This window comes from Arthrobacter caoxuetaonis, assembly GCF_023921125.1.
Taxonomy (GTDB): Bacteria; Actinomycetota; Actinomycetes; order Actinomycetales; family Micrococcaceae; genus Arthrobacter_B; species Arthrobacter_B caoxuetaonis.
The window spans coordinates 2,148,867-2,171,218 of the sequence record NZ_CP099466.1; the positions used below are offsets into that span (position 1 = coordinate 2,148,867).

Sequence of the window (22,352 nt, forward strand, 5' to 3'; positions counted from 1 at the left end):
TTGATGCCTAAGGTGCGGGCCATCCCGCGGATCCGGCCTTTGGCGGGCCGGAACGTAGGAATCAGGAGTTGATGGAGGTGACCTTGACCTTGGTCAGCGAGGAGCGGTAGCCCTGACGCTTCTTGTAACCGGTCTTGTTCTTGAACTTCTGGATGACAATCTTCGGACCCCGGAAGTTTTCGATAACTTCTGCCGTAACCGTAACCTTTGCCAGGTCCGCAGCGGCAGAGGTGACCTTGTCGCCATCAACCAAAAGCAGGGCAGGCAGCTCAAAGGTGCTGCCGGCTCCACCGGGGACGCGGTCCAGGGTTACGAGGTCTCCGACGGAAACCTTTTCTTGGCGGCCGCCAGCGCGGACAATCGCGTACACCACTTGGGAACTCACTTCTCTCGACGTTTAATACTTGGATGCGCACTTCCCCGGACCAGATTTGTGTCCAGGTTGCGCCATGCAGTTACGCCCTGTACCGAATAACGGCTTCGAAGGCGTTCGCACCGAAGTTCAAGGTTACGCTAAGGGACCCATAAGCCGCAAATGCACGGCGGATCCAGCGTTCCATCCACAACGGACGTCACTGCGCTAGGTACTACTCTATAACACTTCGCTGATGCCTGTGTCCGGTGCTGTCCGGGCTCCGTGGACGGGGGCGCGGGCTGAACGGTCAGCGGTTAACGGCAGCAGGCCGCCGCCCTGGAATGCCGGGCGGCGGCCTGCTGTTCGAAACGGACTGCAGCGGCCCTATAGATCAGACGCGGGCACCCCGACGCCGAGGATCACCGGAGCGCTGGCCTCGGCTTTGGGCCGCTCCGCCGGGGGTGCGGCTACAGCTGTGGTGCTGCTCCCCTGCGCGGCGGACTCAGGGCCGTCGGTTCCGGCCTTGATGATCTGCGCGTCAGCGGCGCCCTGCGGGCTGCGTGCGGCCCGGCGGCGCCGCGGACGGCGGGCAGGCTCTTCCACCGGAGAAACCGGCTGGACGTCCGCTGCGGACCCGCCGCCGGCAGACCCGTTCCCGGAAGACGCGGGCTTTTCCTCTGCCGCGGGAGGGACCGGAGAGACGTCGTTGAACGCCTCAGTCAGGCTTTCCAGCGTGAGCTGGGCATCCTGGCGGACCGGGCGGCGGCGTTCACGCCGCGGGACAACCACGGTTTCGCCCTGGATCCGCAGGATTGCTCCGGCTTCCGCCGGGAGGTCGTCGTGCGGCTCCTTGATCAGCGGCTTCTCAGCAGGCTCGGCAGGAGCCTCGGCCGGCGACGCAGGTGCAGCCTCATCAGTGCCGTGGGCTGCTGCGGCGGCAGCGGCAATCGTAGCCAGAGCCGCGCGTGCGGCCTCTGCCTTGGCTGCACGTTCATCCGGCTGGGTTTCCTCGGCCGGTGCCTGCTCCGCGGCTGCGGGGGCAGGCTGCTGCTGGTTCTGGTTCCGGTTGCGGCGCTTGCGCTCTCCGCGGGACTGCTTCTCCTGCTTCAGGTGCTGGGAGTGGTTGTCTTCCGAGACGGCGTGGCCGGCGTGGCTGGTGCTGCGCCGGTGCTCCACCGGGATGTCATGGGTAATGACGCCGCGGCCGGCACAGTGCGTGCACTCCTCGCCGAAGACTTCCAGCAGGCCGGTACCCATGCGCTTGCGCGTCATCTGGACCAGGCCCAGCGAGGTCACCTCGGCGACCTGGTGCTTGGTGCGGTCCCGGCCCAGGCACTCAACCAGGCGGCGGAGCACGAGGTCGCGGTTGGCTTCGAGCACCATGTCGATGAAGTCGATGACAATGATGCCGCCGATATCCCGCAGGCGAAGCTGGCGGACGACTTCCTCCGCAGCTTCCAGGTTGTTCTTGGTGACAGTCTCTTCGAGGTTTCCGCCGCTGCCGGTGAACTTGCCGGTGTTGACGTCCACTACGGTCATGGCTTCGGTGCGGTCGATGACCAGCGAGCCGCCCGAGGGCAGGAAGACCTTGCGGTCCAGTGCCTTGGCGATCTGCTCGTCGATGCGGCTGGCCGCAAAGATGTCTTCGTCCTTGGTCCACTTCTCGAGGCGGCCCACCAGGTCCGGTGCCACGTAGGTGACATAGGCCTCGATGGTGTCCCAGGCTTCCTCGCCGGAAACGATCAGCTTGGAGAAATCCTCGTTGAAGACATCCCGGACCACCTTGATGGTGAGGTCGGGTTCGCCGTAGAGGAGTTCAGGCGGCAGGGTCTTGGTGGACTTCGCCTTGGCCTCGATGTTCTCCCACTGTGCACGGAGCCGGTTGATGTCATTCATCAGCTCCTCTTCGGAGGCACCTTCGGCCGCGGTGCGGACAATGACGCCGGCGTTCTGCGGCAGGTGGTCCTTGAGGATCTTCTTCAGGCGGTTGCGCTCGACGTCGGGCAGCTTGCGGGAGATCCCGGTCATCGAGCCGCCCGGGACGTACACCAGGTAGCGTCCGGGCAGCGAGATCTGGCTGGTCAGGCGGGCTCCCTTGTGCCCGACCGGGTCCTTGGTGACCTGGACCAGCACGGAGTCGCCGGACTTCAGCGCCAGCTCAATGCGGCGCGGCTGTCCGTCCAGGCCTGCGGCGTCCCAGTTCACTTCACCGGCGTAGAGCACGGCGTTGCGGCCGCGTCCAATGTCCACGAACGCGGCTTCCATGCTGGGGAGCACGTTCTGGACCTTGCCAACGTAGACGTTGCCAATCAGGGAGTCCTGCTGGGTGTTGGACACGAAGTGCTCAGCCAGGACGCCGTCTTCGAGCACGCCGATCTGGATCCTGTCATCGCGCTGGCGCACGATCATCTGCCGGTCGACCGATTCGCGGCGTGCCAGGAACTCCGCTTCGGTGATGACGTGGCGGCGGCGGCCGGACTCACGTGATTCGCGGCGGCGCTGCTTCTTCGCCTCCAGGCGGGTGGAGCCCTTTACCGAGGTGACACGGTCGCTGACCGGCGCTTCGGCGTGGGCACGCGGAGCGCGTACCCGGGTGACGGTGTTGGGCGGATCGTCATCGGTTCCACCGGTCAGTTCCAGGTCTGCGTCTCCGCGGCGGCGCCGGCGACGGCGGCGGGAGGTAACGCCGTCGGCGTTCTCCTCCCCTTCACCGGTCGCCTGGCTGTTGTCTTCACCTTCAGCGGCGTCGTCGCCTTCAGTGCGGGTGCGTCCACGGCTGCGGCGGCGGCTGCGGCGCGAACGGCCGCCTTCCTTGGCATCCTCGTCGGTGTCATCCTCGGGGCCGGACTCGGGGGCAGCTGAAGCCACCGCCTTGACGGCTGTGAGGTCAGGGGCGTGGAAGAGCACCGAGGTAGGTGATTCCGGAATAGCGAAAGGGTCCAGGACGGCAGACACGGCAGCCGGTTCGGATTCTTTCGAAGCTGAAGCGTCCGCAGCAGCGTCATCGCCGGTAGTTTTCGGCGCAGCAGCAGCGTCGGCATCGGGAGCTGTCTCGGCAGCTTCCGACGCAGGAGATCCTGTCTTGGCGGCAGCTCGGCGGCGCGTCCGGGTACGCGGGGCTGCTTTGGGCTCCTCGGCCTCAGCGACGGGAGCTGCAGGCTGCCCGTCAGCCCCGGCAGCCGGAGCTTCCGATGCAGGTGCATCCGGTGCGGCGTCGACCTCGGTTGCCGATTCCGCGGCAGCTTCAGGCTTCTTCGCGGGACTGCGGCGCCGGCGAACCGCCTTCACGGGTTCTTCGGCTGCGCGTTCTTGAACCGCATCATTGGGAACGTCTGCCGCCTCGGGGTCCGCGGCGGGTGACGAGGCAGGTGCGCTCTGCTCGGCGGAGGCCCTGCGGCGCGGCGCGCGGCTCCGCTTGGGCTTGGCGTCAGCATCGGCGGAGGTGTTTGTGCCATCAGCTACGGCTGCGGCGGAGGCCTGCTCTGCCGCAGTTTCCGTAACTGCAGGCTCAGTCCCTGCTCCGGTGTCCGCCCCGGCGGCCTCGGCTGCGGTATCAACCGGCGGCTTGCGCCGTGCCCGTGAAGGGCGCTTGGCGGGTGCCTTGGCAGCCGCTTGTGCCGGTGCTTCCGACTGCCCTGCTGCCGAGCCGGCCTGCGCAGCTTCCGCCGGTTCGACCGCTTCTTCTGTTGTGCGTTCAATATTCATATAAAGCTATGCTCCGGCCCCCGCGGCACTGGCCACATTCCAATGCCCGGAGGGCAATGTATCGGCTGTGCGGGGGCATCGCAGCCTGCGCCAGCCGGAAGTCGTCTAAATGTCCCGCCAGGTCGCGCCATCGTGAGGGCACGGCATCACTCGCAAGACCAGCGGCGCTTTTCCTGCTACCTGCTCTTAACGGCGAGGCGTTTGGGCTGGGGTAGGACTGTACGGCGGATTCCCCTGTCCCATCCGGATTGATGGGCATTCGTGTCTCGGGAAGCATCGCCAACAGCACCGGAAGCCTGTCGCTGGACCATTGACGGAATGTGGTTCCGCCATCAGCCACAGTCATTATCTCACACAGCGGTCGTTCCGCCAGCTTGCTGGGCATAGAATCGGACGACCGACACCTGTCCGATAAGGAGCCCCGCGTGACTTCCAGCGCCACCCGCCCGACGATCCGTACGGACCGTGCCCGCGAAAACGGCGAAGAGAGCATCCCGCGGTCCGTCCGGCAGCGGCCTTTTGCCTGGCTGGTGCTCGTAACCTCGATCGTCGGCTGGCTTGGCTCCGGAATTCTGGTCATTGAACGCCTGCGGGTTTACGCGGACGCCGACTACATCACCAGCTGCGACATCAGCCCCTGGGTCTCCTGCGGCACCGTTTTCCAGACCTGGCAGGCGTCCTTGTTTGGTTTCCCCAATCCCCTGATCGGGATCATCGCCTTCGCAGTGACCGCCACCGTGGCCATGTCGATGTTCGCCGGCGCCCGGTTCGCCCGCTGGTACTGGGCGTCGTTCCAGGCCGGCATCACGCTGGGCATGGTCTTCGTGGTGTGGCTCTGGAGCCAGGCGCTCTTCGATATCTACGTTCTGTGCATCTACTGCATTGTGGTCTGGGCGGCGATGATCCCGCTGTTCGTCTTCACCACGGTCAGGAACCTCGCCCACGGGGTTATTCCCGCACCGCGCGGACTGGTCCGCTTCGTTTCAGAATGGGCGTGGGCGATCACGGCGCTGCTGTGGGTCGCCACAGCAGCATCCATTTTCTTCCGCTTCATGAATTCGTTCCTGGGAAGCTAGGTCCCGGGCTAGCCGAGCGGAAACGCCCAGCCGAGCACCGCGGGGTCCTGCTGGCCGTCCCACAGTGCCACAAGCGACGGCGGCGGCGCGGCGCGGCCGCCCAGGTCCAGGATCCGGACCAGGGAGAGTTCCCAGTTCTCGTGCTGCATCCTGGTTACCGTCCAGCCAGCCGGTTCGCGTTCGGGGGCCTCCACCAGTTCCTCGCCGTCGGGCATTCCGCTGGCCTCCAGGGTGATGCTCTGGGCCAGCTCCCGGCGTACCCCGTCTTCTTCGATGTACTGCCGTGCCTGCCCGACGCCGTCGATCACCGCTGCAGCGAAGGCTGCCACGTAAACCGGATCGCCGCAGGCATCGTAGACCCAGCGGCGGCCAAGCACCGAGTGCTCCATCGTGCCGATAAGGTACGTATCTGCCCCCTTGAGCGGTTCACCGCGGTACGTCAGCGGCACCTGCACCGTCAGCGGCCCCGCCTGCATGATGTGGGTCTCGATCCCCACTTCGCCCTGCGGGTCATCAAACCGGAAAGCGCCGACAGGGCGGGGGTCAACCGGTGCGCCGTCCGCACCATCTGCCGGGAACCAGGAAGCTTTGGACAGCCACTCCGAGATCAGTTCGGCCTTTGAAGGACTGAGGTCTGCGTTGTAGATATGTGCCATGGCCCACAGCCTAGGCCACCGGCGCCCGGAACGCGCAGGAGGCCGGCACCCTTGGCGGGTGCCGGCCTCCTGCGTTCCGGAGATGTGTCTGCGCTGTCCGGTTACTTACCGAACCAGATTGCGATCTCGCGCTCGGCAGATTCGACAGAATCCGAACCGTGCACCAGGTTCTGCTGGACCTTGGTTCCCCAGTCGCGGCCAAAGTCTCCGCGGATGGTTCCCGGCGCAGCAGTAGTCGGTTCGGTGGAGCCGGCCAGTGAACGGAAGCCCTCGATGACGCGCTGGCCTTCGAAGACGGCTGCCACGATCGGGCCGCTGAGCATGAACTCGACCAGCGGCTCGTAGAACGGCTTGCCCACGTGCTCGGCGTAGTGCGCCTCCAGCAGTTCCCGGGTGGCATCCATTTTCTTCAGCTCAGCCAGGGTGTACCCCTTGGCTTCGATGCGGGCCAGGATGGCGCCGGTCAGGTTGCGGCGGACGCCGTCGGGCTTGATCAGGACAAGTGTGCGCTCGGTGCTCACGCTGGATATCTCCTTGGAGGTTGTTGGGTGACTGGTACTAAGCCTAGCTGGTGCCGGCTTCGCCGGATTCGGACCCGTGGGCAGCTTCCCACTCAGCCTGTTCCTTGTCCCGCTGCCGGTTCTCCCGGTCCAGCCGCGCCCCCGTCCGGAGGGCATACCACCAGGTACCGGCGAACAGGGCCCCGACGAAGAACATCATGGGTTCCAGGAAGCCGGTGGCAATGATGGCCAGCTGAAGCGCCCAGCCAATCCAGGGACCTGCCGGCTTGGACAGGAAGGCACAGGCGCCAATCAGGGCTGCGGCGAGGAGGATCCCGCCAATCAGGATCACCAGGGGTTCCAGCTTCTCCCGCTGCAGCCCAAAGACAACAAGGGTTCCGAAGAGGACCACGAAGGCTTCGAGGCTGAGCACTGTGGAGGCGAACATGACGCGGATGGAACGGCGTTTTTTCGGCATGCCCGGGCGCCATTCGCGCTGGGCTTTGGTCATTCGTGCCATGGACTTACTTTCCGAGAAGGGTACGCGCTTCGGCGACCACGGTGATGGAACCGATGACGAGCACGCCGCCGGCGAGGTCGTTGTTTTCCTCTGCCTTGGCCACGGCCCATTCAATGGCGTTGTCCAGGCCCGGTTCGACCTGGATCGACTCGTCCGGGAAACCGGCGTCGACAGCGTCCTGCACGAGTTCCTCGGCCGGGATGGCCCGCGGTGAGCTGGACTGGGTGAGGCAGATGCCGGTGACGATGTCCCCGAGGACCTCGCGCAGTTCCGCGAGGATTCCTGCCGCGTCCTTCTCCGCCAGGATGCCGGCGACGATCACCAGCGAGGACAGGTTGAAGGACTCGAGGACGGCCTGGGCGCTGACCCTGGCACCGGCAGGGTTGTGGGCAGCATCGACAATGATCGTCGGTGCGGTGCGGACAACCTCCAGGCGCCCCGGGGAGGTGACCTCACGGAAACCGGTGCGGAGCAGTTCGGCGTCGAGTTCCTTGGTCCCCCCGCCAATGAAGGCTTCCAGCGCTGCGACGGCCACGGCGGCGTTTTGGGCTTGGTGCTCCCCATGCAGGGGAACGAGGAGGTCCTCGTAGCGGCCGGCCAGTCCGCTGACGGTCACCAGCTGTCCGCCGACGGCCATGGTCCGGGATTCAACCCCGAACTCGATCCCCTCGAAGCGGAACGGGACACCGGCCTCGTTGGCCTTCTCCAGCAGCACCTGCGCGGCTTCCACCGGCTGGGCCGCACTGACCAGGAACCCGTTCTCCTTGATGATTCCGGCCTTTTCCAGGGCGATATCCGCGACGTCGTCGCCCAGGAGTTCGGTGTGGTCCAGGGAAATGGGGGTCACCACCGACACGGCGCCGTCGCCAACGTTGGTGGCGTCGGTGATGCCGCCGAGACCGACTTCGATCACGGCCACGTCCACCGGTTCGTCCGCGAAGACTGCGAACGCCAGGATCGTCACGCACTCGAAGTAGGTCAGGCGCGGTTCGCCGGCGGCATCGAGTTCTGCGTCGACCATTTCGAGGTAGGGACGAATCTCGTCCCAGATCCGGACGAACGTTTCGTCGGCGACGGGTTCACCGTCAATGCTGATGCGCTCGGTAACCTTGCTCAGGTGCGGGCTGGTGTACCGGCCGGTGCGCAGCCCGTACGCCCGCAGGCCGCCCTCGATCAGCCGCGCCGTCGACGTCTTGCCGTTGGTTCCGGTGATGTGGATGATCGGGAACGCCTTGTTCGGCTCGCCCAGGATTTCCATGGCCCGGAACAGCGGAGCCATCCGCGGCTCCATCTTGTTCTCCGGGGCACGGCTGAGCAGTTCAGCGTAGACGCTCTCGACTGAGAAGCCATCGATGGAGCCTGAGGGGCTGTCTTCAGTGGTCATCAGATTTTCTCCACGGTCACGGTAAATGAGTCGTCCTGGTCTCCGGAGCCCTCGACCACCAGTTCTCCGGTCAGGGTTTCGGCCTTGACCAGGTCGGCATTGGCCTCCAGTGCTGCCGCGCTTTGTGCCCCGGTGACTACCGTGGTGCGGATCCGGTCACTGATGTGCAGGTTTGCGTCGCGGCGGGCCTGCTGGATGGCACGGATGGCATCCCGGGCGGCGCCCTCGGCGGCCAGTTCCGGTGTTACCTCAGTGTCCAGGACCAGGAAGCCGCCGCCGGGCAGGACTGCCACGGCCTTGGAAGATTCGCCGTCTCCGGACTCCACCACCGTTTCCAGGGTGTACTCGTGCGGTTCCAGCGCCAGTCCCCCGGCGGTAACCGTCCCGTCCTCGGCCACGGACCAGTCACCGGACTTGGAGCCCTTGATGGCGGCCTGGACGTTCTTGCCCAGGCGCGGGCCGGCGGCGCGTGCGTTTACCACCAGCTTCTGCGTGATGCCGAACTCGGCAGGATCAGCCTCTGCGGCATCAACCAGACGGACGGACTTGAGGTTCAGTTCATCCGCGATGATCGCAGCGAACTGGCCCTGGAGAGCTTCGGCTTCCGGAGCCACCACGGTCATCCCGGCAAGCGGCAGCCGGACCCGGAGGTTGGCGGCCTTGCGCAGCGAGGAGCCGACGGAGGCGATTTTCCGGGTGAGGTCCATGCGTGCCACCAAATCCGGATCCCGGGGGAAGGCACCGGCTTCGGGCCAATCCGTCAGGTGGACCGAGCGTCCGCCTGTCAAACCACGCCAGATCTCCTCGGTCACCAGCGGCAGCAGCGGCGCCGCCACACGGCAGACAGCTTCAAGGCAGGTGTACAGAACGTCGAAGGCCTGGGTGTCTTCGTCGAAGAACCGGGTGCGGCTGCGGCGGACGTACCAGTTGGTGAGCGTATCCATATAGGCGCGCAGCATTTCGCAGGCCACGGAAACGTCATAGGTGTCCAGCGCCGTCGTCATGTCCCGGATGAGGTCGCCCGTGGCGGCCAGCATGTAGGTATCCAGCGGTTCCGTGGATTCGTGGCGCAGGGATGCCTCATACCCGGCACCGTTGTTCGCGGCGTTGGTGTAGAGGGTAAAGAAGTGCCACACGTTCCACAGCGGCAGGATGACCTGGCGGACGCCGTCGCGGATCCCCTGTTCGGTGACGATCAGGTTGCCGCCGCGCAGGATCGGCGAGGCCATGAGGAACCAGCGCATGGCGTCGGAGCCGTCGCGGTCCAGGACCTCGGAAACGTCCGGGTAGTTCTGCAGCGACTTGGACATCTTCTGCCCATCGGAACCGAGGACGATTCCGTGGCTGATGACATTGCGGAACGCCGGCCGGTCAAAGAGTGCCGTGGCCAGGATGTGGAGCGTGTAGAACCAGCCGCGGGTCTGGCCGATGTACTCCACGATAAAGTCGCCCGGGTTGTGGTGCTCGAACCAGTCCGCGTTCTCATGCGGGTAGTGCACCTGGGCGTACGGCATCGAGCCTGAGTCGAACCAGACGTCCAGCACGTCCTCGACACGGCGCATGGTGGACTTGCCGGTGGGATCGTCCGGGTTGGGGCGGGTCAGCTCATCGATGAACGGGCGGTGCAGGTCCGGCTGGCCTTCCTTGTTCAGCGGCAACCGGCCGAAGTCCGCTTCCATCTCGGCGAGGGAGCCGTAAACGTCGGTGCGCGGGTAGTTGGGGTCATCCGAAACCCACACCGGGATGGGGCTGCCCCAGTAGCGGTTGCGGCTGATCGACCAGTCGCGGGCGTTTTCCAGCCACTTGCCGAACTGGCCGTCTTTCACGTTCTCCGGGATCCAGTTGATCTGCTGGTTCAGCTCGATCATGCGGTCCTTGATCTTGGTGACCTCCACGAACCAGGAGGAGACCGCCTTGTAGATCAGCGGGTTCCGGCAGCGCCAGCAGTGCGGGTAGCTGTGCTCGTAGCTGGCCTGGCGCAGCAGGCGCCCCTGGGCCTTGAGCTCGCGGGTGATCGGCTTGTTGGCATCGAATACCTGCAGGCCGGCGATCTCGCTCAGCGGGCCTTCGCCGAACATGGGCAGGAACTTGCCGCCCTCGTCCACGGAAAGGATCACCGGGATGCCGTTGGCTTCGCAGATTTTCTGGTCGTCCTCACCGTAGGCCGGGGCCTGGTGGACGATTCCGGTGCCGTCGGTGGTGGTGACATAGTCAGCCACGACGATCCGCCAGGCGTTGGCAGTGCCCCACTTTTCGGCGTCGGCGTAGTAGTTCCAGAGCGGCGCGTAGCCCAGGCCTTCGAGCTCCTTGCCCGTGTGCACGGAGGTGACGGCGGCACGGGCTGCCTCGGCGTCGTCGTATCCCAGGTCCTTGGCATAGGACGCCAGCAGGTCCTCGGCGAGGAGGAAACGGCCCTCCCCGGCTGCCGTGCCGTTGGGGCCCGCGGGCACGACGGCGTAGCGGACGTCGGGCCCGACGGCGAGGGCCATGTTTGTAGGCAGCGTCCAGGGCGTGGTGGTCCAGGCGATGGCGTTGACGCCCTCGAGCTCGGCAGAGAGCACGTTGTCTCCGGCGGTGATCGGGAAGGTCACCGTGACCGTCTGGTCCTGGCGCATCTTGTAGACGTCGTCGTCCATGCGCAGCTCGTGGTTGGAGAGCGGAGTCTCGTCCTTCCAGCAGTACGGCAGCACCCGGAAACCGCTGTAGGTCAGACCCTTCTCATGCAGGGTCTTGAAGGCCCAGATGACCGACTCCATGTACTCGACGTTGAGCGTCTTGTAGTCGTTCTCGAAGTCCACCCAGCGTGCCTGGCGCGTGACGTAGTCCTGCCACTCACCGGCGTACTTCATGACCGAGGCACGGCAGGCATCATTGAACTTGTCGATGCCCATCTTCTCGATCTGGACCTTGTCGCTCATGCCGAGCTGCTTCATGGCTTCCAGTTCGGCCGGCAGCCCGTGGGTGTCCCAGCCGAACCGGCGCTCCACGCGGTGTCCGCGCTGCGTCTGGTAGCGGGCCACCAGGTCCTTGACGTAGCCGGTGAGCAGGTGGCCGTAGTGCGGCAGGCCGTTGGCGAAGGGAGGGCCGTCGTAGAAGACGAACTCGTTGGAGCCGTCCTCCCCGGCGGGCCGGGCATCAATGGAGGCCTGGAAGGTACCGTCCTTGTCCCAGTACTTCAGGACCCGCTCTTCGAGTTCGGGGAACCTGGGCGAAGACGCTGCAGCTTCGGCGGAATCGCCGGCGGAGGCCTTGGGGTAGATCTGTGGCATGTTCGTCATCCTGATAGCGGCAAATGAATCTGGCTGTAAAAACAGGATGCAAGGGCGATTCACCCTTCCGGCTGACGCCGTGCGGGAAACCGCGGTACCACCTCGCTTGCCGCCGTCGCCCGCCCTGGTAGTCCAGATGCGTGCGCCGGCTGCCGCTCATTGACTGCTGTGACGGGCTTACCCGTCCGGTTCTACTGGGTGCCTGCCCAACGAGGAGAGGCACTGTTCTTCCGGAAGCTCGCCGGTGATGGCCGGGTCAAAGCTGCTTGGCCCAGTTTAGGCCACCTCCGGGCGTCTGTCGAAGCTGCGTGCCGGAGCCGGCCGTGCCGGGTGGCCGGCGCCCCCGCAGCCGTGCGGGCGGCGCGCCGCGTGGCCGTGCCGGGCCGCGCGCCGCTTGCCGGCACCGCGCCTAGCGGCGGATGACTTTGTGCTGCGCTGCCTGTGCCACTGGACGGATGACGACCTGGTCCAGGTTCACGTGGTGCGGAGCGTTGAGCGCGTAGGCCATGACGTCCGCGACGTCGGCCGCGGTGAGCGGCTTCTCGACGCCGGCGTAGATCTTGTCTGCGGCAGCTGCGTCTCCGAGCCGGTTCAGCGAGAACTCCTCGGTCTTGACCATGCCCGGAAGGATCTCGATAACCCTGATGTTGTGCTCCGCTTCTTCGAGGCGCAGTGCCTGGGTCAGTGCTTCCTCGCCGGCTTTCGCCGCGCAGTAACCTGCTCCCCCTTCGTACGCTGCGAGCGCCGCCGTGGACGTGAGCATGAGGATGGACCCGTGTCCGTTCTCGCGCAGCGCGGGCAGGAACGCCTGCGTCACGTAGAGCGCCCCCAGAACGTTCACGTTGTACATCCGGATCCAGTCGTCCGGCTTTCCCTCCGCCACGGAGTCCATGCCGAAGGCACCGCCGGCGTTGTTCACGATGGCATCCACTCCCCCGCCGTCGAGCACCTGCCGGGCCATGGCTTCCACCGAAGCCTGGTCGGTGACGTCGCAGGTGAGGACCTGGGCGCCGGTCTCTGCCGCCAATTCCTGCAGCCGGTCCTCCCGCCGGGCAACGGCGATGACATCCCAGCCGGTGTCCTTGAGGGCGCGCACTGCCGCCGCTCCAATGCCCGAGCTTGCTCCGGTTACCACTACGCGCTTGTTCGTCATGCGGGCCAGCCTAGCGAACGGCATCCCGGTTCGCCCGGAACCCGGCCGCGCTGCGCCTTGCATCCTTTGCTGCGCTAGCGCCGTTCAGCGGTGGTTTATCCCGTCGGCGTACCCGCCTAACCGCACGGTTTCCCAGCCCTGGTTACTGTTGTGACTCCTGCCACCCCCGTGCACGTTCCCGGTCCTGGTTACTGTTGTGACTCCTGAGGTCGCACCAGAAGCCATATGCAACTGCCTCTATCGCGTGCACGGTCCCAGTCTGAGCAGCATTCAATCCGTGTACGGTCAAGGTGCCCTACCTGTGGAGCCTCACGCCGTCCACTGTCGAGGCACCGAACTTGTGCAGGGATGGTCGACGCCGGCGCTCGGCTCCCAGCGCGCAGATTCCCGCCCACTGTTACCGGTGATCCTGGTGGGACCCCACCCGTCGCATCCGTAACGACGGCTGGGAAGCTGTGCACGGCAGGAAAGGCAGGGGCCGCATTCCGGGTCCCCTCCACCTCCCGGGGCTGCCCACACCCCGACGCCCTTCGCCCCGGCCAGACCTGACTCGTGCCGATCCCGCGCAGCTGTGCGAAGCTGGCTCCATGCCCCGTTCCGACAGAATCCCCGCCTGGCTCCGCCGCACCGGGATTGAGGTAGCCGGCTGGACCTTGATCGTGCTGGGCGCTGCCGCGCTGGTGCTCCCCGGGCCGGGCCTGCTGATGCTGGTCGCCGGGCTGGCAATACTGTCCCTGCGCTACCACTGGGCCAGCCGGTGGCTGCATCCGGTCAAGGTCCGGGCATACCGTGCTGCCGAGCAGGGGGTTCAGTCCTGGACCCGGATCGTCCTTGCGCTGACCAGCGCCGTGACCTTGATTGCCGCGGGGATCACCTGGGGACTGTGGCGCCGGGTTCCCCAGTGGTGGCCCCTGCATCACGACTGGTGGCTCCCCGGCGGCTGGAGCACCGGAGCCCTGCTCATCCTGTCCGGCTGTCTGGCCATCTTCCTGGTTGGCTACAGCTACGTGAGGTTCCGGCCGAGCAGGTAGTCCCGCAGCACAACGGCTTCATTCTCCTGCTCGTTGCGGGCTCCGAAGAGCAGGACGGTCTCCGGCCGCCCAGCGCACTGGGCCGCAAAATCCACGACGGCGTCGTTGTTCTCCAGTTCCTGGAGATACCGCCGGGTGAAGCCCTCCCACCGTTCCGGACGGTGCCCGAACCACTCCCGCAGTTCGGTGCTGGGTGCTGCGTCCTTGAACCATTCATCCAGCTCCGCCCTTGCCTTGGACATCCCGCGGGGCCAGAGCCTGTCGACCAGGACCCGAAAGCCGCCGTCGGGCTCCGCGTAGATTCGCTGCAGCCTCAGTTGGGAAGGAGTAACGCCGCCGATTCCAGCCATGTATCGGAGGCTAGGCGCTTCGCTCCGGTGCTGGGAAGGGTTTCGGTCCACGGGGAGGACACAGACGCACAAGCCGCACGGCACATGGGAGAATGGACACCATGGCTGAAAATATCCCGGGCACAGACACGCCCGCCGCGACCGTTTCCGTTCCTGACAAGCCCGCCCTGGAAGGGCTGGAAGAGACCCTCAGCCGCCGCTGGCGCGAAGAGGGAACTTATGCTTTTGATCCCGACACGGTCCGGGACGAGGTCTACTCGATTGACACTCCCCCGCCGACCGCCTCGGGTTCCCTGCACGTTGGACACATGTTCTCCTACACGCAGACCGACGTCCTCGCCCGCTACCAGCGGATGAAGGGCAAGAACGTCTTCTATCCGATGGGATGGGATGACAACGGCCTTCCCACGGAGCGCCGGGTGCAGAACTACTACGGCGTCCGCTGCGATCCGACCAAGCCGTACGATCCGGATTACCGTCCGCCGGCAACCGCGCCCAAGAACCAGCGCGATTTCGACGTGATCTCCCGCCGGAACTTCATCGAGCTCTGTGAAGAGCTGGCGGTCGAGGATGAAAAGGTCTTCGAGAACCTCTTCAGCACCCTCGGCCTGTCCGTCGATTGGACCCGCACCTACCGGACCATCGACGACCACTCCCGCGCCGTCAGCCAGCGCGCCTTCCTGGAAAATCTCAAGGCCGGCGATGCCTACATGGCAGAAGCACCGACCCTCTGGGACGTCACCTTCCGCACCGCCGTGGCCCAGGCCGAGCTCGAGGACCGCGAGCAGCCCGGCGCCTACCACCGGATCAGCTTCCACGCCCCGGACGGCGAGAAGATCTTCATCGAAACCACCCGCCCGGAACTGCTGCCCGCCTGCGTGGCACTGGTGGCACACCCCGACGACGAGCGTTACCAGCGCCTGTTCGGCACCACCGTGAAGTCCCCGCTCTTCGACGTCGAGGTCGAGGTCAAGGCACACCCGCTGGCCAAGCCGGACAAGGGCTCGGGCATCGCCATGATCTGCACCTTCGGCGACCTCACCGACGTCACCTGGTGGCGCGAGCTGAACCTGCCCACCCGTGCCGTGATTGGCCGCGACGGCCGCATCCTGGCCGACACCCCGGACTGGATCACGACGCCGGCCGCGCAGGAAAACTACGCAGCAGTCGCCGGCAAGACCGTCTTCAGCGCCAAGGAAGCCGTCGTCGAGATGCTGCGTGAAAGCGGCGACCTGGACGGCGAGCCAAAGAAGATCACCCACCCGGTGAACTTCTTCGAAAAGGGCGACAAGCCGCTTGAGGTTGTCACCAGCCGCCAGTGGTACATCCGCAACGGCGGCCGCGACGCCGACCGCCGCGAGGCCCTGATCGCCCGCGGCAAGGAAATCGACTTCCACCCCGCGTTCATGCGCTCCCGCTACGAGAACTGGATCGAAGGCCTCAACGGCGACTGGCTGGTTTCCCGCCAGCGTTTCTTCGGCGTTCCCGTTCCGGTCTGGTACCCGCTGGATAACTCCGGCAACCCGGACTACGACAACCCGATCCTGCCGTCCTTCGAATCCCTCCCGGCAGACCCGGCAGCGGACCCGGCACCTGGCTACGAAGAGTCCCAGCGCAACGCTCCGGGCGGCTTCATTGGCGACGCAGACGTGCTGGACACCTGGGCGACGTCTTCCCTGACCCCGCAGATCGTGGGCGGCTGGGGCGTGGATGAGGACCTGTTCTCCAAGGTCTTCCCGTTCGACCTGCGCCCGCAGGGCCACGACATCATCCGGACCTGGCTGTTCTCCTCCGTGGTCCGCGCTGATGCCCTGCAGCACGCGGCTCCGTGGAAGCACGCAGCGATCTCCGGCTGGATCCTGGATCCGGACCGCAAGAAGATGTCCAAGTCCAAGGGCAACGTAGTGGTCCCCACTGATGTGCTCAACGAGTACGGGTCCGACGCCGTCCGATACTGGGCCGCCTCCGCCAAGCTGGGCGCGGACACCGCCTACGAAATCGCACAGATGAAGATCGGCCGGCGGCTGGCCATCAAGCTGCTCAACGCCTCCAAGTTCGTGCTGAACCTCGGCGCGACGGAAGCCAATGTGGTTTCAGCCGACGCTTCGGTAATCACGAACCCGCTGGACAAGTCGCTCCTGGTGCAGCTGGTCGACGTCGTCAACAATGCGACGAAGGCGTTCGAGAGCTACGACTACGCCCGGGCACTGCAGATCACGGAGTCCTTCTTCTGGTCCTTCACGGACGACTACGTGGAGCTGATCAAGGACCGGGCCTACGGCGCCGCAGGTGACGCAGAGCAGGCCTCCGTCCTGGCAACCCTGGCCACAACGCTGGATTCGCTCCTGCGCCTGTTCGCCCCGTTCCTGCCCTTCGCCACCGAAGAGGTCTGGAGCTGGTGGCGTGCGGGTTCCGTCCACCGCGCCACCTGGCCTGCCGTGGAGGGTCTCGCCGCAGAAGTATCCGGTGCCGACGCTGCGATCCTGGGAACGGTTGCCCAGGCCCTCGGCGGCATCCGCAAGGCGAAGTCCGAGGCAAAGGTCAAGCAGCGCACCGAGGTCCTGGCGGCCACGGTGACGGCCCCGGCAGCGCAGGTGGCACGCCTGCGCGCGGGCCTGCCTGACCTGCTGGCTGCCGGTAATGTCCGGAAGCTGGACTTGGCTGAGGGCGACGGCGAGATGGCCGTGACCGGCGTCGAGCTGGCCCCCGCGGAATAGAACGAAAAGCACGTGCCCCCGGCCGGATGATCCGGCCGGGGGCACGTGCGTTTAAGGCTGCGAGGAGTTCCTGAGCGGGGAACTCACCTTAGCTAGCCGAACTGCGGGTTCTCGGTGCGGCTGCGCTTGAGTTCAAAGAAAGCCGGGTTGGAGGCCAGGAGCACGGCGCCGTCGAACATCTTTCCGGCTTCCTCACCGCGCGGAATCCGGGTGAGCACCGGGCCAAAGAAAGCGGTGCCGTTGAAAGCCACGACCGGTGTGCCGACGTCGTCGCCTACCATGTCGATGGCCCGCTGGTGGGACGCGCGGAGCTGGTCGTCGAACTTGTCAGTTGCGGCGATCTCGGCAAGTTCGGCCGGCAGGCCGGCTTCCTGCAGCGATTCGGCAATGACCGCGTCGTAGTCCTTCATTTCCTTTTCGTGGATGCGCGTGCCCATGGCGTCATAGAGCTTCTTGATGTTCTCGGGTCCGTGCAGCTCCGCGGCGGCAATGATGACCCGAACCGGGCCCCAGGCCTTGTCGATCCGTTCCCGGTAGGCTTCCGGCAGGTCGCGTCCCTCGTTCAGCACCGCAAGGCTCATGACGTGCCAGTCAGTACGGACATCGCGCACCTTTTCGACTTCGCCCATCCAGCGCGAAGTGACCCAGGCGAACGGGCAGGTGGGATCGAACCAGAAATCGGCTGTGGCAGTGCTGTTGGACACGGGTTTGCTCCTTGGCGCAGTGTGTTGCTGGGGTGGTGACGCTAGGCCGACTTGTTCCGCCGCTTCGCGATCACGTCGTGTGAGATCAGGGTGGGTTCCACCTTGTCGGTCACTGCCTCCCGGGTGATCACGACACGCGCGACGTCGTCCCGGCTGGGCAGGTCGAACATGACCGGCAGCAGTACCTCTTCGAGGATCGCACGCAAGCCGCGGGCACCGGTGCCGCGCTCCAGTGCCTGGTCAGCGATGGCGTCGAGGGCGTCGGCGTCGAACACCAGCTCCACGCCGTCGAGCTGGAACATCTTCTGGAACTGCTTCACCAGAGCGTTCTTCGGTTCGGTCAGGATCTGGATGAGCGCGGTACGGTCCAGGTTGGAGACCGTGGTGATGACCGGCAGCCGGCCAATGAATTCAGGGATGAGGCCAAACTTCAGCAGGTCCTCCGGCATGACCTCCGCGTAGGAGTCCGTTCCCTTGGTGGTCTCATTCAGCGGGGCGCCAAAACCGATGCCCTTGCGGCCGGACCGCGAGCCGATGATTTCCTCCAGTCCGGCGAAGGCGCCGGCAACGATGAAGAGGACGTTCGTGGTGTCGATCTGGATGAATTCCTGGTGCGGGTGCTTGCGCCCGCCCTGCGGCGGCACCGAGGCAACCGTGCCCTCCAGGATCTTCAGCAGTGCCTGCTGCACCCCTTCGCCGGAGACATCCCGGGTGATGGAAGGGTTCTCGCTTTTGCGCGAAATCTTGTCGATCTCGTCAATGTAGATGATGCCCTGCTCGGCCTTCTTGACGTCATAGTCAGCGGCCTGGATGAGCTTCAGGAGGATGTTCTCAACGTCCTCGCCCACGTAGCCGGCTTCCGTCAGCGCGGTGGCATCAGCGACGGCGAACGGCACGTTCAGCCGTCGGGCCAGCGTCTGTGCCAGATAGGTCTTGCCGCAGCCGGTGGGGCCGATCAGGAGGATGTTGGACTTGCCGATCTCCACGTCCTCGGTACCGACCGCGTCGGTCAGGTTCCCGGGACCGCGCGTCGCATGTCCGGACTGGATGCGCTTGTAATGGTTGTAGACGGCGACGGCGAGGGACCGCTTGGCCGGTTCCTGTCCGATGACGTATTCCTGCAGGGAGTCGAAGATTTCCCGCGGCTTGGGCAGGACAAAGGTATCGCCCTCGGTTGTTTCCGAGAGTTCCTCTTCGATGATCTCGTTGCACAGCTCGATGCACTCATCGCAGATGTAGACCCCGGGGCCGGCAATGAGCTTCCGCACCTGCTTCTGGCTCTTTCCGCAGAAAGAGCACTTAAGCAGATCTGTGCTCTCACCAATGCGAGCCATAGTTCAGTCCCCTTTAGATGGTCCCCGGAAAGGCGGTTGCCGTGCCGGAGGAATAACGTGCCGGAAGGAAATGCGTGCCTGTCAGCATGGTCCACTCTAGGACACTTGGAGGAGCTAATCAGTAACCAAGAAGCCCGTGGTGCGGTTTTTCCGCTCCACGGGCTTCCGTCGCTGCCCCTGCCATGCGTGGTGGATGCCCGCAGCTGGGCCAAGGCGCTTAGGCCCGAAGGGCAGCTCAGCTCTTGTTGATGGCCGGTGTCTTGATCTTGCGCGAATCGAGCACCTGGTCGATCAGCCCGTATTCGAGGGCCAGCTGTGCCGTCAGGATCTTGTCGCGTTCGATGTCCCGGTTGACTTCCTCCGACGTCTTGTTGGAGTGCAGTGCCAGGGTGTCCTCAAGCCAGGTCCGCATGCGCATGACCTCTGCTGCCTGGATCTCCAGGTCGGAGGCCTGTCCCCGCTCACCGCCGCCGAGGGCCGGCTGGTGGATGAGCACGCGTGCGTTCGGCAGTGCCAGGCGCTTGCCCGGGGTACCGGCTGCCAGCAGGACGGCAGCAGCGCTGGCGGCCTGGCCAAGGCAAACCGTCTGGATTTCCGGGCGGATGTACTGCATGGTGTCGTAAATTGCCGTCATGGCCGTGAACGAGCCGCCGGGAGAATTGATGTAGAGGGTGATGTCGCGGTCCGGGTCCGTGGATTCCAGCACCAGGAGCTGCGCCATGACGTCGTCGGCTGACGCGTCGTCAACCTGCACGCCGAGGAAGATGATGCGGTCCTCGAACAGCTTGGTGTAGGGGTCCTGGCGCTTGAAGCCGTACGGCGTGCGCTCTTCGAACTGCGGCAGTACGTAACGGCTGGACGGCATCTGCGGAGCCATGGCGCCCGGGGTTCCGAAATTGTGGTTCATTGCTTTACTCCTGAAGTCTTTGTGTGCGCTGCCCGGTGCAGGTTATTCCTGCTCGCCGTCCTGGTCCTGGTTGGTTCCGCCGCCGCCGGTAACTCCGCCGGCGTGGGCGGAGATCTTGTCGAAGAAGCCGTAGGCGAGGCCTTCCTCAGCGGTGAACCACTTGTCGCGGTCGTTGTCCTTCAGGATGGTCTCAACGCTCTGGCCGGTCTGCTCGGCGGTGAGCTCGGCCATGACCTGCTTCATGTGCAGGATCAGTTCAGCCTGGATGCGGATATCGGAGGCGGTGCCGCCGATGCCGCCGGACGGCTGGTGCATGAGGATACGTGCGTGCGGCGTAGCGTAGCGCTTGCCTTTCGTGCCGGAGGACAGCAGGAACTGTCCCATCGACGCCGCCAGGCCGGTAGCAACGGTGACGACGTCGTTCGGAATGAACTGCATGGTGTCATAGATGGCCATGCCGGCCGTTACCGAGCCGCCCGGGGAGTTGATGTAGAGGTAGATGTCCTTTTCGGGGTCCTCGGCGGAGAGCAGGAGGAGCTGGGAGCAGATCGCGTTGGCATTGTCGTCCCGAACCTCGGAGCCGAGCCAGATGATCCGTTCCTTCAGCAGCCGGTTGTAGATGTAGTCATCCCGGCTGGCCGGGTCCACAGTAGCCATAGTGGGTGTGCTGGGTGCATTTGCCATACTGAGTGACCTCTCGCTCTGGCGGGTTACCGGTCCGCTGTGTACACCGGATTGGCCTCCGCCGTTTATCTCTTCTTGGACACTAACCGGTCGTGTGTTGCTTTTGCTCCCGTTACGCGCACTGTTCGCTGACGGCGCACGGTGCGCCCGCCCGCCGCATGCGTCCGTGGCGCACGGCTTTGCGGAAGGCTGGAACTACCGGATTAAAGCACGCAGCACCGCAGCCTGGGCTGCGGTGCTGCGATGCTGGTTTATCTCGCTTGGAATAAAGCCTAGGCCTTGTCGTCGGCTGCCTCTTCGGCGGCGTCGGCCTCAGGTGCCGTCTCTTCGCCTTCCGGGCGGACGAACGCGGTCAGGTCGACCTCGGCGCCGGTGGTGTCGGAAACCTTCGCCAGTTCCAGGACCTTGGCGAGGGCCTTGCGGCGGCGGACTTCGCCAACCATCATCGGAACCTGGCCGCCCTGGTCAATGAGCTGTGCGAACTGGTTCGGATCCATGCCGTACTGCCCGGCCATCGACACGATGTAGTCGATGAGCTCGTTCTGGTTGACCCCGACCTCTTCCTTGTCCGCGACAGCGTCCAGGATGATTTCGTTCTTGAACGCCTGCTCGGTGTTCTCGCGGATCTCGGCGCGGTGCTCTTCGTTGTCATGGTCTTCGCCGGCAGCGTGGGCCGAATCAGAGTTGAAGTGCTGCTCAAGCTGCTCTTCGATGACAGACTCCGGAACCGGAACCTCAACCATTTCCAGCAGCTTCTCGAGGACCTTGTCGCGGGCTTCGACGCCCTGCTCCATGACCTTGGCTTCGGCTGCGCGCTTTGCCAGGTCTTCGCGGAGTTCGGCGATGGTGTCGAACTCGCTCGCCAGCTGGGCGAAGTCGTCGTTGGCCTCGGGGAGTTCGCGCTCCTTGACAGCCTTCACGGTGACGGTGACCTCGGCGTCGGAACCTGCGTGCTCACCGCCGGCCAGCTTGGTGACGAACGTTGCCGACTCGTCTGCGGAGAGACCGGTAACTGCTTCATCCATGCCTTCAAGCATGGTGCCGGCGCCGACCTGGTAGGACAGGTCCGCAGCGGAATCTACCTCTTCGCCGTCGACCTTCGCGACCAGGTCCATGGTCAGGAAGTCGTCGTTGGCAGCGGGCCGGTCAACGGACTTCAGCGTGCCGAAGCGGCCGCGAAGCTCGTCCAGCGCCTTGTCGACGTCGCCGTCTGCGGCTTCGGCCGGCTCAACGGTGACCTCGATGCCGGCGTAGTCCGGCAGTTCGATTTCGGGGCGGATGTCCAGCTCGACGTTGAAGACCAGCTGGCCTTCGTCCGAAGTGGGATCGGGAACTTCGCTGATCTCAACCTCAGGCCGGCTCAGGGGGCGGATGCCCGTTTCCTGGACTGCTGCCTGGTAGAACCCGTTCAGGCCTTCGTTGATGGCGGTTTCGAGGACGTAGCCGCGGCCAACGCGCTGGTCAATGAGCTTGTTGGGGACCTTGCCCTTGCGGAAGCCCGGGACCTGCACCTGGGTGGCGATGGTCTTGTAGGCCTCGTCGATGCTCGGCTTCAATTCCTCAAGCGGAACTTCTACGTTGAGCTTTACCCGCGTGGGTGTGAGGTTTTCTACAGCGCTCTTCACAGCGTTAGTTCTCCTGAGGGTTCTGGGGTTGGTCTGCACCGTTGTTCATACAGAGTCGGGGTGACAGGATTTGAACCTGCGACTTCCTGCTCCCAAAGCAGGCGCTCTTCCAAGCTGAGCTACACCCCGTCAGTGCACCTGACAGCCTACCGGCATTGTTGCAATCATGCACAATTCCGGACCTGCCCGGCACACCGCTCGAAGCGGAAGCCGCCGATTGTCCATCCGCCGAAAACCCGTGCTAAGGTAAATCCTGCCTTACGGCGCCGGGGATGTAGCTCAATGGTAGAGCCTCAGTCTTCCAAACTGATTACGCGGGTTCGATTCCCGTCATCCCCTCGGCGGAATATTTTCCCAAAAGAGTCCCGATCCACGGTACAGA

General features: G+C 65.0%; 17 protein-coding genes and 2 tRNA genes. 4 read left to right on the top strand and 15 right to left on the bottom strand.

All coding sequences use genetic code 11. From position 1 onward, the window contains the following. Window positions 1-61: 61 nt before the first annotated feature. Both rplU and NF551_RS09855 read right to left on the bottom strand, forming a co-directional pair. The gene (gene rplU, locus NF551_RS09850; protein WP_066297243.1) at window positions 62-373 is read right to left on the bottom strand and encodes a 50S ribosomal protein L21; all 312 of its coding nucleotides are present in this window, start codon (window positions 371-373) and stop codon (window positions 62-64) included. A 366-nt stretch (window positions 374-739) separates the two neighbouring features. Then, complete coding sequence (locus NF551_RS09855) at window positions 740-4,060, bottom strand: ribonuclease E/G (protein ID WP_227895600.1); 3,321 nt, start codon at window positions 4,058-4,060, stop codon at window positions 740-742. 425 nt (window positions 4,061-4,485) lie between these two features. Between NF551_RS09855 and NF551_RS09860 the strand changes: the two genes are divergently transcribed. Further along, a complete protein-coding gene (locus NF551_RS09860; protein WP_341482262.1) occupies window positions 4,486-5,136 on the top strand; it encodes a vitamin K epoxide reductase family protein in 651 nt (216 codons plus the stop codon). A gap of 8 nt (window positions 5,137-5,144) precedes the next feature. Here the strand turns inward: NF551_RS09860 and NF551_RS09865 are convergent, their stop codons facing one another. The 6 genes from NF551_RS09865 to NF551_RS09890 form a co-directional block, all read right to left on the bottom strand. Beyond that, window positions 5,145-5,792, bottom strand: coding sequence for a CG0192-related protein (locus NF551_RS09865; RefSeq protein WP_227895599.1), 648 nt, complete (start codon window positions 5,790-5,792; stop codon window positions 5,145-5,147). Window positions 5,793-5,893: 101 nt separating this feature from the next. Further along, window positions 5,894-6,313 carry a nucleoside-diphosphate kinase gene (ndk, locus tag NF551_RS09870; protein WP_227895598.1) on the bottom strand — a complete coding sequence of 140 codons (420 nt, stop codon included), beginning with the start codon at window positions 6,311-6,313 and terminating at the stop codon, window positions 5,894-5,896. A gap of 43 nt (window positions 6,314-6,356) precedes the next feature. Further along, complete coding sequence (locus NF551_RS09875) at window positions 6,357-6,812, bottom strand: DUF4233 domain-containing protein (protein ID WP_227895597.1); 456 nt, start codon at window positions 6,810-6,812, stop codon at window positions 6,357-6,359. 4 nt (window positions 6,813-6,816) lie between these two features. Further along, entirely contained in the window at window positions 6,817-8,196 is a 1,380-nt protein-coding gene (locus NF551_RS09880; protein ID WP_227895596.1) for a bifunctional folylpolyglutamate synthase/dihydrofolate synthase, read from the bottom strand. Next, window positions 8,196-11,465 (bottom strand): isoleucine--tRNA ligase, encoded by a 3,270-nt coding sequence (gene ileS / locus NF551_RS09885; protein ID WP_423721612.1) that lies wholly within the window; start codon window positions 11,463-11,465, stop codon window positions 8,196-8,198. The genes NF551_RS09880 and ileS overlap by 1 nt, the downstream gene beginning before the upstream one ends. Window positions 11,466-11,874: 409 nt before the next feature. Further along, on the bottom strand, window positions 11,875-12,618 hold the full coding sequence (locus NF551_RS09890) for an SDR family oxidoreductase (protein ID WP_227895594.1): 744 nt from the start codon (window positions 12,616-12,618) through the stop codon (window positions 11,875-11,877). 587 nt (window positions 12,619-13,205) lie between these two features. Between NF551_RS09890 and NF551_RS09895 the strand changes: the two genes are divergently transcribed. After that, the gene (locus tag NF551_RS09895; RefSeq protein WP_227895593.1) at window positions 13,206-13,649 is read left to right on the top strand and encodes a PGPGW domain-containing protein; all 444 of its coding nucleotides are present in this window, start codon (window positions 13,206-13,208) and stop codon (window positions 13,647-13,649) included. Here the strand turns inward: NF551_RS09895 and NF551_RS09900 are convergent. Beyond that, on the bottom strand, window positions 13,622-13,999 hold the full coding sequence (locus NF551_RS09900) for a DUF488 domain-containing protein (protein WP_227895592.1): 378 nt from the start codon (window positions 13,997-13,999) through the stop codon (window positions 13,622-13,624). The genes NF551_RS09895 and NF551_RS09900 overlap by 28 nt on opposite strands. 101 nt (window positions 14,000-14,100) lie before the next feature. Here NF551_RS09900 and valS point away from each other — a divergent pair, with 101 nt between their 5' ends. Further along, on the top strand, window positions 14,101-16,716 hold the full coding sequence (gene valS, locus NF551_RS09905) for a valine--tRNA ligase (RefSeq protein ID WP_227895591.1): 2,616 nt from the start codon (window positions 14,101-14,103) through the stop codon (window positions 16,714-16,716). A gap of 92 nt (window positions 16,717-16,808) precedes the next feature. Here the strand turns inward: valS and NF551_RS09910 are convergent, their stop codons facing one another. From NF551_RS09910 to NF551_RS09935, 6 genes are all read right to left on the bottom strand, one after another. Beyond that, window positions 16,809-17,420: a DsbA family protein gene (locus NF551_RS09910; protein WP_227895590.1), complete on the bottom strand. Its 612-nt coding sequence runs from the start codon at window positions 17,418-17,420 to the stop codon at window positions 16,809-16,811. 41 nt (window positions 17,421-17,461) lie between these two features. Next, window positions 17,462-18,754, bottom strand: a complete 1,293-nt coding sequence (gene clpX / locus NF551_RS09915) for an ATP-dependent Clp protease ATP-binding subunit ClpX (protein WP_227895589.1) — start codon at window positions 18,752-18,754, stop codon at window positions 17,462-17,464. A gap of 235 nt (window positions 18,755-18,989) precedes the next feature. Next, entirely contained in the window at window positions 18,990-19,661 is a 672-nt protein-coding gene (locus NF551_RS09920; protein ID WP_227895588.1) for an ATP-dependent Clp protease proteolytic subunit, read from the bottom strand. A gap of 42 nt (window positions 19,662-19,703) precedes the next feature. Beyond that, entirely contained in the window at window positions 19,704-20,318 is a 615-nt protein-coding gene (locus NF551_RS09925; protein ID WP_227895587.1) for an ATP-dependent Clp protease proteolytic subunit, read from the bottom strand. A gap of 299 nt (window positions 20,319-20,617) precedes the next feature. Continuing rightward, a complete protein-coding gene (gene tig / locus NF551_RS09930) occupies window positions 20,618-21,970 on the bottom strand; it encodes a trigger factor (protein ID WP_227895586.1) in 1,353 nt (450 codons plus the stop codon). 55 nt (window positions 21,971-22,025) lie between these two features. Beyond that, window positions 22,026-22,099: transfer RNA gene (locus NF551_RS09935), tRNA-Pro, on the bottom strand. A 139-nt stretch (window positions 22,100-22,238) separates the two neighbouring features. Here NF551_RS09935 and NF551_RS09940 point away from each other — a divergent pair. Next, window positions 22,239-22,309: transfer RNA gene (locus NF551_RS09940), tRNA-Gly, on the top strand. The last annotated feature ends 43 nt before the right edge of the window (window positions 22,310-22,352 follow it).

Excerpts from the sequence above, each read along its gene's own strand:
- NF551_RS09920 (WP_227895588.1), bottom strand. The coding sequence starts at position 19,661 with ATGAACCACAATTTCGGAACCCCGGGCGCCATGGCTCCGCAGATGCCG.
- NF551_RS09890 (WP_227895594.1), bottom strand. The coding sequence starts at position 12,618 with ATGACGAACAAGCGCGTAGTGGTAACCGGAGCAAGCTCGGGCATTGGA.
- NF551_RS09925 (WP_227895587.1), bottom strand. The coding sequence starts at position 20,318 with ATGGCTACTGTGGACCCGGCCAGCCGGGATGACTACATCTACAACCGG.
- NF551_RS09865 (WP_227895599.1), bottom strand. The coding sequence starts at position 5,792 with ATGGCACATATCTACAACGCAGACCTCAGTCCTTCAAAGGCCGAACTG.
- valS (WP_227895591.1), top strand. The coding sequence starts at position 14,101 with ATGGCTGAAAATATCCCGGGCACAGACACGCCCGCCGCGACCGTTTCC.
- NF551_RS09900 (WP_227895592.1), bottom strand. The coding sequence starts at position 13,999 with ATGGCTGGAATCGGCGGCGTTACTCCTTCCCAACTGAGGCTGCAGCGA.
- NF551_RS09880 (WP_227895596.1), bottom strand. The coding sequence starts at position 8,196 with ATGACCACTGAAGACAGCCCCTCAGGCTCCATCGATGGCTTCTCAGTC.
- NF551_RS09875 (WP_227895597.1), bottom strand. The coding sequence starts at position 6,812 with ATGGCACGAATGACCAAAGCCCAGCGCGAATGGCGCCCGGGCATGCCG.
- NF551_RS09855 (WP_227895600.1), bottom strand. The coding sequence starts at position 4,060 with ATGAATATTGAACGCACAACAGAAGAAGCGGTCGAACCGGCGGAAGCT.
- ileS (WP_423721612.1), bottom strand. The coding sequence starts at position 11,465 with ATGCCACAGATCTACCCCAAGGCCTCCGCCGGCGATTCCGCCGAAGCT.
- NF551_RS09895 (WP_227895593.1), top strand. The coding sequence starts at position 13,206 with ATGCCCCGTTCCGACAGAATCCCCGCCTGGCTCCGCCGCACCGGGATT.
- clpX (WP_227895589.1), bottom strand. The coding sequence starts at position 18,754 with ATGGCTCGCATTGGTGAGAGCACAGATCTGCTTAAGTGCTCTTTCTGC.